This is a genomic window from Eubacterium sp., assembly GCF_057858645.1.
In genome coordinates this window covers 35892-49309 of record NZ_DBLZZO010000004.1, presented here as the reverse complement: position 1 = coordinate 49309, position 13418 = coordinate 35892, and the positions used below count along the sequence as shown (strand labels likewise).

At 34.2% G+C, this 13418-nt stretch carries 12 protein-coding genes; 5 read left to right on the top strand and 7 right to left on the bottom strand.

All coding sequences use genetic code 11. The annotated features are described in order from the left end of the window. From ACZM4J_RS02280 to ACZM4J_RS02270, 3 genes are read left to right on the top strand one after another with little or no spacing between them, the layout of a single operon-like run. Nucleotides 1–2313, top strand: coding sequence for a polysaccharide pyruvyl transferase family protein (locus tag ACZM4J_RS02280; RefSeq protein ID WP_022165752.1), 2313 nt, complete (start codon nt 1–3; stop codon nt 2311–2313). Between the two features lie 12 nt (nt 2314–2325). Then, nucleotides 2326–3303, top strand: a complete 978-nt coding sequence (locus tag ACZM4J_RS02275) for a lysylphosphatidylglycerol synthase domain-containing protein (protein WP_022165751.1) — start codon at nt 2326–2328, stop codon at nt 3301–3303. 53 nt (nt 3304–3356) lie between these two features. After that, entirely contained in the window at nt 3357–4004 is a 648-nt protein-coding gene (locus ACZM4J_RS02270) for a phosphoribosyltransferase (RefSeq protein ID WP_022165750.1), read from the top strand. A gap of 126 nt (nt 4005–4130) precedes the next feature. Here ACZM4J_RS02270 and ACZM4J_RS02265 read toward each other — a convergent pair whose 3' ends face one another. The 4 genes from ACZM4J_RS02265 to glnA form a co-directional block, all read right to left on the bottom strand. Continuing rightward, the gene (locus tag ACZM4J_RS02265) at nt 4131–4886 is read right to left on the bottom strand and encodes an NYN domain-containing protein (protein WP_022165749.1); all 756 of its coding nucleotides are present in this window, start codon (nt 4884–4886) and stop codon (nt 4131–4133) included. Between the two features lie 255 nt (nt 4887–5141). Beyond that, nucleotides 5142–6356 (bottom strand): LL-diaminopimelate aminotransferase, encoded by a 1215-nt coding sequence (locus ACZM4J_RS02260; RefSeq protein ID WP_022165748.1) that lies wholly within the window; start codon nt 6354–6356, stop codon nt 5142–5144. Nucleotides 6357–6386: 30 nt separating this feature from the next. Further along, nucleotides 6387–6935: an ANTAR domain-containing response regulator gene (locus ACZM4J_RS02255; protein WP_022165747.1), complete on the bottom strand. Its 549-nt coding sequence runs from the start codon at nt 6933–6935 to the stop codon at nt 6387–6389. Nucleotides 6936–6949: 14 nt separating this feature from the next. Continuing rightward, nucleotides 6950–8281 (bottom strand): type I glutamate--ammonia ligase, encoded by a 1332-nt coding sequence (gene glnA, locus ACZM4J_RS02250; RefSeq protein WP_022165746.1) that lies wholly within the window; start codon nt 8279–8281, stop codon nt 6950–6952. Nucleotides 8282–8488: 207 nt separating this feature from the next. On the opposite strand from glnA, the gene ACZM4J_RS02245 reads away from it, so the two are divergent. After that, on the top strand, nt 8489–9376 hold the full coding sequence (locus tag ACZM4J_RS02245) for a L,D-transpeptidase (RefSeq protein ID WP_428244905.1): 888 nt from the start codon (nt 8489–8491) through the stop codon (nt 9374–9376). 63 nt (nt 9377–9439) lie between these two features. Further along, nucleotides 9440–10114, top strand: a complete 675-nt coding sequence (locus tag ACZM4J_RS02240; RefSeq protein WP_302689327.1) for a ribonuclease H1 domain-containing protein — start codon at nt 9440–9442, stop codon at nt 10112–10114. Between the two features lie 204 nt (nt 10115–10318). On the opposite strand, the gene ACZM4J_RS02235 is transcribed toward ACZM4J_RS02240, so the two are convergent. The 3 genes from ACZM4J_RS02235 to aspS all read right to left on the bottom strand — a co-directional run bounded on the left by ACZM4J_RS02235 (nt 10319) and on the right by aspS (nt 13399). After that, entirely contained in the window at nt 10319–10972 is a 654-nt protein-coding gene (locus ACZM4J_RS02235; RefSeq protein WP_022165744.1) for an HAD family hydrolase, read from the bottom strand. Nucleotides 10973–11115: 143 nt separating this feature from the next. Further along, a complete protein-coding gene (locus ACZM4J_RS02230; protein WP_022165743.1) occupies nt 11116–11457 on the bottom strand; it encodes a hypothetical protein in 342 nt (113 codons plus the stop codon). 184 nt (nt 11458–11641) lie between these two features. Beyond that, on the bottom strand, nt 11642–13399 hold the full coding sequence (aspS, locus tag ACZM4J_RS02225) for an aspartate--tRNA ligase (RefSeq protein WP_022165742.1): 1758 nt from the start codon (nt 13397–13399) through the stop codon (nt 11642–11644). Nucleotides 13400–13418: the final 19 nt, after the last annotated feature.

Below are 13418 nucleotides of genomic sequence, written 5' to 3'. Positions count from 1 at the left end.
ATGAGAGATATAACAATTGCTATTACAGCAGCAAGCTACAGCGGCAACAAAGGTGCCGCTGCTATGCTACAAAGTTCAATTAAACAGTTACACGATGTTTACGGAGACAGACTAAATATTAACTTAATGTCTGTTTATCCGGGCGAGGACAAGAAACAATTACCTTTTGACTTTATTAATATTACAAGCACAAAACCGGAACAGCTTTTATTTGTAGCTTTTCCACTTGCTATACTCTATAAGCTTTTTAAATGGTGTCCACCTATTAAAAAGCTTCTTTTAAAAAACAAAATATTAAAAACTTACACAAACACAGACCTAGTTGTTGACGAAGCAGGTATTTCTTTTGTTGACAGTCGTGGTTTTGTAATGAATACTTACGCTTTTGTTTGTGCAGCAGTTCCACTTTTAGTTGGCACTCCTGTTGTTAAGTATTCACAGGCTTTAGGTACATTTAAGAATCCTTATAACAAATTCCTAGCAAAATGGATTCTTCCAAAGCTTAAGCTTGTTTGCGCCAGAGGTCAGAAAACATACGATAACCTTATGGGTATCGGCGTAAAAGACAATGTTAAGTTATGTGCTGACGGTGCTTTCTCAATGGAAGACAGCGAATACTGGAACAACGAAATCAACAGAATCTGTAGCGAAGACAGTTTTTACAATGACAATGTTGTTGGTCTTTCAATTAGTTCTGTAGTTGAGAAGAAATGCGAAAAAATGGGTATTCCTTACAAGGATACAATGGTTTCCTTTGTAAACTACTTAAACGAAAGCGGTTATAACGTAATTCTTATTGCAAACGCAGCAAGAATTAACAGTGAAAAGTCAAGAAACAACGACCTTATGGTTGGAGATGCAATTTATAACGACGTTTCTAACAAAGACAAAGTTCGTTGGTACCATGAAGAAATGGATGCAGAACAGATTAGAGCTTTCATTGGAAAATGTAGATTTTTAGTTGCTTCAAGATTCCATGCAATGATTGGTTCCCTTGAACAGAAAGTTCCTGTTCTTCTTATTGGTTGGAGCCACAAATATCAGGAAGTTCTTGATATGTTTGAACTTGGTCAGTACGCAATAGACTTTTCAAAATTAGAATTATCAGAATTAAAGAAAAGTTTTGAGGACTTTGTTTCTCACGAAGATGATATTAGAGCTAAACTTAACAAAAACCTTGATTCTGTTTTAGCAAGTTCAAGAAACAACATTAAATATATTAGCGAAATTATAGATGATGTAACAAAAAATCCAAAAAAAAAATGTAAATTATTAGATTTTAACAATCCTGATAAATACATTGGTGCTCACATTGGCTGTAAAAAAGGTTATTCAACAAACGAAGACATTCGTGGCAACGCAGCTTCAGGCGGTATGGTTACTGCTCTTCTTTGCAATATGTTAAAGAACAAAGAAATTGACGGTGCCTGGGTAACTAAGACAGCTTTTGAAAACGGCGAATTAACTTACAAAACATACATTGCAACTACAGAAGAAGAAATCAGAGATGCTTCATCAAGTGTTTATATGAACATTCCTATTCTTAAGCACATTGATGTAGTTAGAAATTTTGACGGAAAAGTTGCTGTTGTAATGACACCATGTATGTTAAGAGGTTTAGATGCAATAATGAAAAAAGACCAGTCTATTAAAGATAAGATTGTTCTTAAACTTGGTTTGTACTGTAGTGGCAACCATTCTCCTAAGGCAACTACCCTCTCAATGGAAAAGTCAGGTGTTACAAGCGAAAATGCCAAACGTCTTTACTACAGAAGAGGACATTGGCGCGGAATTTCCAGTGTGATCTACAATGATGGCAGCACAAAGGAATTCTCTTACTCAAAAACAATTTGTTCCTACAAAAATGCTTATTTCTTTGAAAAAGACAGTTGTATGACATGCCAGGATCACTTTGGTGAATGTAGCGACATAAGCTTCGGTGACATTTGGCTTAAAGAAATGAAGGGTAACCCTATAAAGCACACAAGCTGTGTTATTCGTTCACAGAAAGCGTATGATGCTCTTAATCAGGCTATTGCTGATGGAGATATTTACGCAACACATATTAGTGACAAAGACATGGTTAGAAGCCAGAAACGTGCTCTTGTATTCAAATTTAACCTTGCAAAAGCAAAGAAAACAACTGCAAAATTAGATACAAGTGATAAATGCAAATGGAACCACAAACTTGCATTAAAGTTAGCTGAACATAACAAAAAATATTCAGAAGAACATTATGATAAGTTAGCCAAAGTTCCTACTAAAGTAATTTATTACTACATGTGCTTTATTCGTGTGCTATTAAGTTTTTAGGAGTTTTAACAAATGAAATCAAATAAATTCAACAAAAAGAATATAATGAAAATCTGCAAGATACTTTTTTTAGTTCTTGTAGCAATATTCCTTGCAAAATATTTTTATACAAGTTGGGATGATATCAAAAAAATCGACTGGGGCAAATTCAACTGGGGCATATTTATTTTGTCAATATTCCTATACTTTGCTTACAAAGTTACATTAGCTTCATTGTGGCACTACATTACAAAATTAAATAAATGTAGCATTAAATACACTAAAGCCGTAACAAGCTATCTTTACTCAATTTTAGGTAAGTATATACCGGGAAAAGTATTTATGCTTGCGGCAAGAATTCCGGGATATCAGGAAGAAGGCGTTCCAATGCGAAAGGTTACAATATGTTTCTTCCTTGAAAACATTTGTACATTACTTGGAGCAGCATTTTTATTCTTAATTTCACTGTTCTTCTTCCCAAATGAATTATTAGCTAACTACAAATGGGCAACTATTGGTTTAGTTATTCTGTTTTTTATTTGCATTAATCCTAAAATCATTAATTTCTTCCTTTCAAAGCTTGGAAAATTAATGAAGAAAGATGATATGGAAATTACAATAACTTACCCACAAATGATTAAAGTTGTTCTACTATTCATTTGTAACTGGTTGATCGTTGGCACAGGTTTCTACATTTTGGTAGTTTCACTTTACCCTAGCGTTGGATTTTCACAGTGGCTATATGTTGGTGGAATTTACGGTTTATCAGCAATTATCGGTATTCTTGCAATTTTTACTGTTTCAGGACTTGGTGTAAGAGAAGGCATCTTAATCGCCGGATTAATTCTTATTATGCCAAAAGAGTATGCAGTAATTATTTCAATAGTTTCAAGACTTTGGGCAACAATTGCTGAACTTATATTAATTTTAGTAGCTTTTATAGCTAATAAAATTATTGATATTAAGTCAAAAAAAACTAATCCTACACTTGAAAATCAGTCAACAAAATAATAAGATAGTATTATATTGTTGAACGGATTTTAAAAAAGATAGGAGGCGGTTATATGATACAAAGCAGAATAGTTAAATACTACGCAAAAAAAGATCCCAACATCGCAATTAAGGTAATTCCGGGACATTTTGTTTCAACACATTCACACCTTAACAATTACCTTGATATGACAACCATGAAGACACGTCAGAACGAGGCTGAACGAATAGCCATCGCAATGAAAGATTACTACAATGTGATGGGCAAGCCTATTGACACAATCGTCTGTATTGAAGGCTGTGAAGTCATTGGTGCATTTCTTGCAAGTGAATTAAGCAGAGCAGGAATTTTATCAATGAATGCTCACAAAACAATTTATGTTGTAACACCTGAATTTAACAATAATGGTCAGATGATTTTCAGAGACAATCTGAAACCTGAAATTGCAGGCAAAAACGTACTTTTGCTTCTTGCTTCAGCTACAACAGGCAAGACAGTTCGTAACAGCATAGAATGTATTCAATACTACGGTGGAATTCTTCAGGGAATTTCTTCTATCTTTAGTGCTGTTGATTCTATTGACGGACATAGAATTGATGCATTGTTTAGAGCCGATGACATTCCAAATTATGAAGCGTATACTCATGATGATTGTCCTCTTTGTAAAGCCGGCAAGGCTGTGGAGGCAATTGTCAACGGTTATGGATACAGTGAATTATAATTTTATACAAAAAGATTTTTTATAACAGAAAAGCTTAGGTTGTTAACACCTAAGCTTTTTGTCATTATATAAAAATATTGTTTTTCATATAAAATGTTCTCATATAAATTGCTTCCAAATAAAATACTATGCTTTTTCTTTCCACAAACCGTCAGCTTTTAATTTGTTCCAATCTGCTTCTAGAATTTTTGGCTTTTTACCATGGTATTTCTTTTCAGTCATATTCAAATACTTATTATTCATTAAATCGTCTAATGCAGCCTGAATTCGCTCTCTAGACACACCACTGTGTGATGAAACGTTCTCAACAGTTTTTGAATAAGTTGCCATTTTGCGTCTTTTCTTTAAAATATATAAAGACTGTAAAATTGCGTCATAATAATATTTTCTTTCCTGATTTGATCTTGGCATCTCCACATATGAATTTGCTGAAGCTTTAAGCTTGTTGCTAAGTGAATGTTTTACACCATATACAATAACTTTTTTCTTAAGCTCTCTTAAATATTTTATTGCTAAATTAAAATGTGCATCCCCCGTAAATATTATAAATACTTCTGGTGAGTTCTTCTTAGCAGCTTCACGATATATCGCATCCAAAATAATAAAATCTGTAAAGTCCTTATCCACACCATCTTTTGTGCTGGCCGTATGGACAACATTTTTTGATAACTTTTCTAATCTTTCTAAATCTCTTTCAATGGGACTTCCATGAAAATCTCCGAAAAATGTAATTGACTTAACATTATATTCTTCTTTAAGTTCCTTGTACCATTCCTCAACGTTTGGACGCATTGCGAAAATATTTTTGTATCCATAATACCAGTGTTCGTAATCTACAAATACTGCTGCGGTACTTTTATTGCTAAATAATCCGCCTAACATGTTCTCCTCCTTTCTGTTTTTCTAGGCAAAATCTCATTTACCTGTTATATTGATGTTCCAAACACCTATTATATTATAACAGAAAAAAGAAGCTAGGCAACATATAAGTCCTTTTGAAGCTAATGATGCTGAAAGCTCCTTTGCCATTTTCACCGAAAAAAACAGCTATGGGTCCATATCAATGCTCATAGCTGTTTTGCTTTTAGGAGAGTTTTTTACCTCCCCTTAATATTTAGTCTATTTAATTATTCAAAATTATAAACTCTTAATTCTTTCAATTGCTTTAAGTGTATTTTCGTAAGTACCAAATGCTGTCAGTCTAAAGTATCCTTCTCCACTTGGTCCAAATCCTGAACCTGGTGTACCAACTATATTTGCATTTGTAAGAAGGTGATCAAAGAAATCCCATGATGACATTCCATCAGGTGTTTCAAGCCATACATATGGTGCATTTACACCACCACTTACTGAGAAACCTGCGTTCTTTAATCCATCCATAATAACTTTTGCATTGTTCATATAGTAAGCAACCTGTTCTTTTGTCTGAGCCTTTCCTGCTTCTGAGTAAACAGCTTCTCCTGCTCTTTGAATAATATATGGGGCTCCGTTGAATTTTGTTCCATGTCTTCTTGCCCATAATGAGTTTAGCATAACGCCATTTGATTTTAATTCTTTTGGAATAACAGTGAAGCCAAGTCTTGTTCCTGTAAATCCGGCATTTTTAGAAAAACTTCTAAGTTCAATTGCACATGTTTTTGCTCCATCACATTCATAAATTGTGTGAGGCACATCGTCTTCTGAAATGTATGCTTCATAAGCTGCATCGTAAATAATAACTGCACCAACTTTATTAGCATAATCAACCCATTCCTGAAGCTGTGATTTTGTAATTGTAGAACCTGTAGGGTTATTTGGGAAGCAAAGATAAATAATATCCGGTGTCTCCTTTGGGAGTTCAGGTGCAAAATTTGTTGCCTTTGTACATGGCATGTAAATTACGTTGCTCCATCTTTCCTGTTCTGCTATGTAATCACCTGTTCTGCCTGCCATTGCATTTGTATCTACGTATACAGGATAAACCGGATCACATACAGCAATTTTATTATCAACTGAGAAAATATCACCAATATTTCCTGAATCTGACTTTGCTCCATCACTTACAAAAATTTCATCAAGAGCAATGTCAACACCTCTTGCCTTGTAGTCATTATCTCTAATTGCACTTCTTAAAAATTCATAGCCTAAATCAGGGGCATAACCATGAAATGTTTCTGCATTTGCCATTTCATCAACAGCCTTATGCATAGCGTCAATTACAGCAGGGCAAAGTGGCTGTGTTACGTCACCTATTCCTAAACTGATTACATCCTTATCAGGATTTGCTTCCTTGTAGGCAGCTACTTTTTTTCCAATATTAGAAAATAAATAACTTCCAGGTAATTTTAAATAGTTCTCATTAATTTTGTACATTTTTTCAGTCCTCCTAAATATAAAATTAATTTAATCTTTATACATAATTTTCAGAATTGACTCTGCAGTTTCTACCATAGTTCTGCCACTATCCATGGCAGACTTCTGAACGTATCTGTGAGCTTCATTTTCTGACATATTATTTTTCTCCATTAATACTGCCTTTGCCTCATCCACAATGCTTTGCTCTTCTTTTGTTCTTTTTGGGGGCGATTTCTTTTTTCGTGAAAACTTTGCGTAAATATTATTTTGCATCATTTCAACTGAATTAAGAAAATCTCGAACTTTTATAGGCATCTCAACCATTGCCACTCCTCTTTCATCTTCAAGAAGTTTCTGTCTTGATGCAACCAAAAGCATTTCGAATCGTCCTTCAACATAATCCAAAATATCTGTGCACGGCATATCTGGCATTCTAAATCCACTGATAATTACTCCCTCGCCCAATGAATCTGCCAAAGTTATTGCTTTTGCCCCTGTGTTACAATGAAACACATTATCATAACCATTGTGCACAAGTAAATTACGAATAGCCTTGCTGTCTTCAATTTTGGGGAACACTACTATAATTCCTGCCAACTTTGCCTCCTACACTAAATGCGGTCCAAATATCTGTTAATTTCCCAATCTGTTACCTGTGAAGTATATTCCATCCATTCCTGTTCCTTTGCATTAATGTATTTTTTGTATACTTCTTCTCCAAGTACCTCTTTCATAAATGGCGATTTTCTCATTTCTCTTACAGCTTCATAAAGGTTCTTTGGTAAATTTTTAATACCAGCCTCTTCTCTTTCTGCATCTGTCATTGAGAAAATATCTTTTTGAACACTTTCCTTTGGTGTAAGTTTTCTCTTAATTCCATCTAAACCTGCTGCTAAACATACCGCAAATGCAAGATATGGGTTACAAGCACAGTCAGGGCATCTAAGTTCAATTCTTGTACCTGTTCCTCTTGCAGCCGGTACTCTAATAAGTGGGCTTCTGTTTGTTGCAGACCATGCAATATATGTAGGTGCTTCAAATCCCGGCACAAGTCTCTTGTATGAGTTTACAATTGGATTTGTAATAGCTGACATTGCACTCATATGTTCCATAATACCTGCTATGAAACTGTATGCTTCTTTGCTTAATCCATTTTCATCACTTGCATCTGCAAAAATATTATTTCCATGGCTATCCCATAAAGACATATTAATATGCATTCCTGAACCACACATGCCATACTTTGGCTTTGGCATAAATGAAGCATAAAGTCCATGTCTTTTAGCAATAGTTTTTACAGTAAGTTTATATGTCATAATTCTGTCTGCTGTTTTTAATGCTTCACCATATTTAAAATCAATTTCATGTTGAGCAGGGGCTACCTCGTGATGAGATGCTTCAACTTCAAATCCCATTTCTTCTAAATTAAGAACCATGTCTCTACGTGCATTTTCACCTAAATCTGTTGGTCCTAAATCGAAGTAACTTCCATGTTCATGACTAATTGTTGTTGGATTTCCATTATCATCTGTATGGAATAAGAAGAATTCACATTCAGGACCTACATTAAATGTATAGCCCATGCTTGCTGCTTCTTTAATTACTTTCTTTAAAATATATCTTGGATCATTTTCAAGCTGTTTTCCATCCGGCTTGTAAACGTCACAAATAAGTCTTGCAACTTTTCCCTGATGTGGTCTAAATGGTAAAATTTCGAATGTATCATAATCAGGATATAGATACATGTCAGATTCCTCGATTCTTGCGAATCCTTCAATGGATGATCCATCAAACATTATCTTGTTATCTAATGCTTTTGCTAACTGACTTTTAGTAATAGCCACATTTTTCAATGTTCCAAAGAGGTCAGTAAACTGGAGTCTGATAAATTCTACATCCTCAGTTTCTGCTATGTTTAAAATTTTCTGTTTAGTGTATCCCATTTTTTACTCCTTCCAAAATGAAAATTTTTAATAAGATTAAGGGACAAGGTAACTAATATACCTTTTTGCGCTTACCCGCGATTTTAATTATAAACTATATTTTCCCTGTTTTCAAACTATATTCACTTTCCATATATATTCTATTGCAATTAGTTTAATTAAATTATAAAATATATCCTGACAAAAGAAAAAATGGAGAAAATATTAATGATAAATAGAAATAGAAAACAACTAGGGCTTGCAGCCTTTATTACCATAATTGTGGTAGCTCTTTTTTTGGCATTTACGCATGCCCCTGAAAGCAATAACAATGTTGCCAATAATGATTCTAACAATAAAAGAATTACAGCAAATGATAAATTTACAGGCAATTTTAATCTAAAGGAAACTACTACAGAAGTTGAGTCTACTACGGTAAAAATGAAAGTTCACAAACTTTCAAAAAACAAAAAAGCAGCCAAAAGACTACTTAAGAAAACAGCCAAATACCGAAAGAAGTATAAAGACCGTTTACCATACATGATTACTGTTAATAGGGACGAAAACTTTGTTACTGTTTACACATTAGATAAAAACGGTGAATGTACCATACCATACAAAACATTTTGGTGTTCAACAGGTCTGAATCCTGAAGATACACCTCTTGGCACATACTCAATATATCAAAGATATGATTGGCGTTTAATGGTTGATGGAACTTACGCCCAGTATGCTGTTAGAATTTACGGACAGATTATGCTCCACTCTGTTCCTTACACTTCCGACTCTTATGACTCATTAGAGTATTGGGAATATAACAAAATCGGAAAACCGGCGTCCCTTGGTTGTGTCAGATTACAAGCTGGAAATATCAAATGGATATACGATAATTGTCCTGATGGAACAATTGTTACAATTTATAGTCAAAAGGGTGAAAAACCACTTATAAAAATAAAAAAAATTAAGAAGATTAAAAAGAAAAACAAAAACAGAAATTGGGATCCAACTGATCCACAAGAGAATAATCCTTGGTTAAAAAAAGAACCTAAGGAAACTACAACTGTTGCAGAAACAACAACTGCTGAATCGAAATTTAAAATAAATAACTCATTTTAAAATCATAGCGGTGTCTTTTACATTTGGCACCGCTTTAATATTATATTAGAAAGGGGATTTTGCATGGCAACTAAATATTACGCAGTAAAAGTTGGAAGAACTACCGGAATTTTTGAAACATGGGATCAATGTAAGGCCAGTGTGAATGGCTATCCAGGTGCTTTATACAAGAGCTTTAAAACTAAAACTGAAGCTTACAACTATATGGGTTGGAACGGAGAACAAATGGATATTTTCAATATGAATACTTTTGACCAAAATGACACTACTCCTATTGAAAACGAAAAACCTGTAGATAATGATATTCCTTTATCAAGTAGCACAAAAGCTGTGGCCTATGTTGACGGAAGCTTTAACTCAGTTACAAAGATTTTTGGATATGGTGTCGTTTTATTTCATAACGGCAAAGAAATTAAATTATATGACAGAGGCAATGATCCAAGCCTTGCCACAATGCGAAATGTTGCCGGTGAAATATATGGTGCCATAGCAGCAATGAAATACGCAATAAACCATAATATAAAATATCTATCTATTTATTACGACTACATGGGAATCGCCAAATGGTGTACCGGTGAATGGAATGCCACTAAAGAAGGCACAATCGCCTACAAGAAATTTTATAATAAAGCAAAAAAACACGTAAATATCACTTTTTGTAAAGTCAAAGGACATTCCGGCGACAAATACAATGATATGGCTGATGCTCTGGCAAAAAAGGCCTGCGGTGTGGAATAATCTTTTTGGAATCCACTCCAATTATTTGTTAGAAAGTCAAAAAGGTCTGTTAAATATTTAGTAAGACTCTAAATATTCAACAGACCTTTTTATTATTCATTCAATTATACAAGCCGTTATTTTACCTTCGCCTGTATAATTGTAGGTAATCAACTTTAAGACATATCCCAATATGTACATAAAAGTTGATTTACAACTTCTCTTTTATTCCTGTACAAACTTCAACAATTCTTCCGGCTTGTCAATAATAGCCATTGGCTTCAAACTTTCAAGTAGTGAACGTTCTCTAAATCCCCAACTACATGAAATACAATCTAAACCTGCATTCTCAGCTGTGGCTCTGTCCACCTCTGAATCACCTACATAAATCGCTTCTGACTTCTCTGCCCCTAATAATTTAAGTGCCTGATTTACACTATCAGGTGCCGGTTTTTTCTTAATGCCTGCTTCCTCATTTTCCCCAATAGCCACCTCAATATAATGTTTAAAATAAATATCATTTAATTCGAGAACTGCTTCATGGGCCTTATTTGATACTATTGCCATCTTAATTCCCATATTATGTAATTCTTTTAATAACTCCATAATTCCAGGATATGCACATGTTTTTATCTGACAGTGTTCCTGATAATAATCCTTCTGACACTTAAACATTTCTTCAAACTGTGGATTATCCTGACCATCCGGAACCGAACGCTCAACTAAAAGTCTTAATCCATTTCCTACATGCTGTCTGACAGTATCTACACTGTCTTCTTTCAATCCATATTTTCTCTGCATGTAATTAACAGAATCCGCAAGATCCTCTATTGTATTAAGTAACGTTCCATCTAAATCAAAAATAATTGTATTGTACATTGTTTCCTCCTGAAGTTATTATTATTTTTCTTTATATTCAATATTTAAAAATTAATTTCTACTCAACAATACCTTTATTTACTCCCCTGTTTTTATTTCTTTTTTGAGTATAGCAGAAAAAGGTTCTTGGGTAAACTCGTTTTCTATTCGCTTTTTCCATTAAATTCTATCTTTTCAATCTTGGATATATCCAAAAGATTTTTGAACTTTAAAATGTACTGATAGCTTTTAGACTTACCCTTGTATGCCTCTGAGCTTTCGTGTGCATTTGTGCCAATGTCTTTCTTTGTGTTGATAAGTTCTTTCTTTCCTTTATCGGTGTAAACAACAAGACTCATTCCTGCACTCTTTTCTTTTGCTGAAATTGAAACGCCTAAAGGTGAAATTTCTACTGTTGTATCCCCATCCTTATAAGTTTTTACATAACTTGTGCCTTTAATATTAAAATTATATTCTTTTCGTGTTAGGTAATCCCCTAATTTCACATAGAAATCCTTATCCTTAAATTTTCTCCCTCAATTTCGTGGGAATTTCCTATTACAAAAAACAAGTTGCCTGAATCTGCTAATGCTACTTTAATTCAACATTTCTATGCATATCAAACAACCTGTTTTTTAATATTTATAGTTTATACTTCACTTTTAATTAAAGCTTATATATCTATTTAATTTACTGTCTAACTTTAATATGTGTTTCTCTTAACTGCTGTTCTGTAACTTCGCTTGGAGCACCACACATTAAGTCCTGAGCATTACCATTCATTGGGAATGGAATAACTTCACGAATGTTTTCTTCATTTCTAAGAAGCATAATCATTCTGTCCACACCTGGTGCCATACCTGCATGTGGTGGAGCACCAAACTGGAATGCATTGTATAAAGCTCCGAATTTTTCCTTTAAGTCATCTTCTGTGTAGCCTGCAATTTCAAAAGCTTTAACCATGATTTCCATATCGTGATTTCTAACTGCACCTGATGATAATTCAACACCGTTACATACAATGTCATACTGGTATGCAAGAATATCTTCAGGATCTTTTGTCTCCAGTGCCTCAAGACCACCCTGTGGCATTGAGAATGGATTATGTGTGAAAATCATCTTCTTTTCTTCAGGATCATATTCATACATTGGGAAGTCATTAATGTAACAGAACTTATATGATTTCTGATCAATTAAGTCAAGTCTCTCACCAAGTGCTGTACGAATCTGTCCTGCATAAATTGATGCAGTCTTTTCTGTATCTGCAATAAAGAAAATTGTGTCTAATGCTTTAAGACCAGCCATTTCTCTAATTTCATCTTTCATTTCATCAGGAATAAATTTGTCAATTGGTCCCTTATATGAGCCATCTTCTAATACTTCTAAGTAACCAAGTCCACCCATACCAATGCTCTGTGCAAACTTAAGCAACTTCTCGTGGAAGCCTTTTGATAACTTCTGTTCAACCTTAATTGCACGAACTGTCTTTCCGTGGAAAGGCTTAAATGTACATCTTTGGAAGAAATCAGTTACATCGATTATTTCTAATGGGTTACGAAGATCAGGCTTATCTGTTCCGTACTTAAGCATAGCTTCTTTGTAGCTGATAATTGGGAATGGAGTCTGTGTTACTTCATAACCTTCAGGTGCAAACTTGTTAAATGTGTCTGCTAATACTTCTTCACCAACTCTAAATACATCTTCCTGTGTTGCAAAACTCATTTCAAAGTCTAACTGATAGAATTCTCCAGGAGATCTGTCAGCTCTTGCATCTTCATCTCTAAAGCAAGGTGCAATCTGGAAATATTTATCAAATCCTGACACCATAAGTAACTGCTTATACTGCTGTGGTGCCTGTGGTAATGCATAGAATTTTCCTTTAAATTTTCTACTTGGAACAATGTAATCTCTTGCTCCTTCAGGTGATGATGCACAAAGAATAGGAGTCTGAATTTCTAAGAATCCCATTTCTGTCATCTTCTGTCTTAAATAAGAAATAACATTTGATCTGAAAATCATGTTATCTTTTACTTTTGTATTTCTAAGGTCAAGATAACGATATTTAAGTCTTACGTCTTCTCTTGTTTCCTTTGATGTCATTACTTCAAATGGAAGCTGTCTGTAAGTCTTACCAAGTACCTTAACTTCCTTTGCTTCTAATTCAATTGTTCCTGTTGGAATCTTTGGATTGTATGTTTCTTCATCTCTATGTTCAATAGGTCCTTCTACTGAAATACAATCTTCCTTACTAAGTCCTTCAAGAAGTGATGTGTCACGCATAACTACCTGCATTACACCATACATATCTCTAAGGTCAATAAATGATACTCCACCATGGTCACGAATGTTTTCAATCCATCCGGCAATTTTCTTTGTTTCACCAACGTTTGCTTCGCTAAGCTGGTCAATTGTCACATCACGATAGATGTTGTTTGTGTTTACGTCCATTAGTTTTCTCCCTTCAAAT

What these genes read in the sequence shown, in the direction of transcription:
- ACZM4J_RS02280 (WP_022165752.1), top strand. Translation starts at nt 1, where the DNA reads ATGAGAGATATAACAATTGCTATTACAGCAGCAAGCTACAGCGGCAAC.
- ACZM4J_RS02275 (WP_022165751.1), top strand. Translation starts at nt 2,326, where the DNA reads ATGAAATCAAATAAATTCAACAAAAAGAATATAATGAAAATCTGCAAG.
- ACZM4J_RS02270 (WP_022165750.1), top strand. Translation starts at nt 3,357, where the DNA reads ATGATACAAAGCAGAATAGTTAAATACTACGCAAAAAAAGATCCCAAC.
- ACZM4J_RS02265 (WP_022165749.1), bottom strand. Translation starts at nt 4,886, where the DNA reads ATGTTAGGCGGATTATTTAGCAATAAAAGTACCGCAGCAGTATTTGTA.
- ACZM4J_RS02260 (WP_022165748.1), bottom strand. Translation starts at nt 6,356, where the DNA reads ATGTACAAAATTAATGAGAACTATTTAAAATTACCTGGAAGTTATTTA.
- glnA (WP_022165746.1), bottom strand. Translation starts at nt 8,281, where the DNA reads ATGGGATACACTAAACAGAAAATTTTAAACATAGCAGAAACTGAGGAT.
- ACZM4J_RS02245 (WP_428244905.1), top strand. Translation starts at nt 8,489, where the DNA reads ATGATAAATAGAAATAGAAAACAACTAGGGCTTGCAGCCTTTATTACC.
- ACZM4J_RS02240 (WP_302689327.1), top strand. Translation starts at nt 9,440, where the DNA reads ATGGCAACTAAATATTACGCAGTAAAAGTTGGAAGAACTACCGGAATT.
- ACZM4J_RS02235 (WP_022165744.1), bottom strand. Translation starts at nt 10,972, where the DNA reads ATGTACAATACAATTATTTTTGATTTAGATGGAACGTTACTTAATACA.
- aspS (WP_022165742.1), bottom strand. Translation starts at nt 13,399, where the DNA reads ATGGACGTAAACACAAACAACATCTATCGTGATGTGACAATTGACCAG.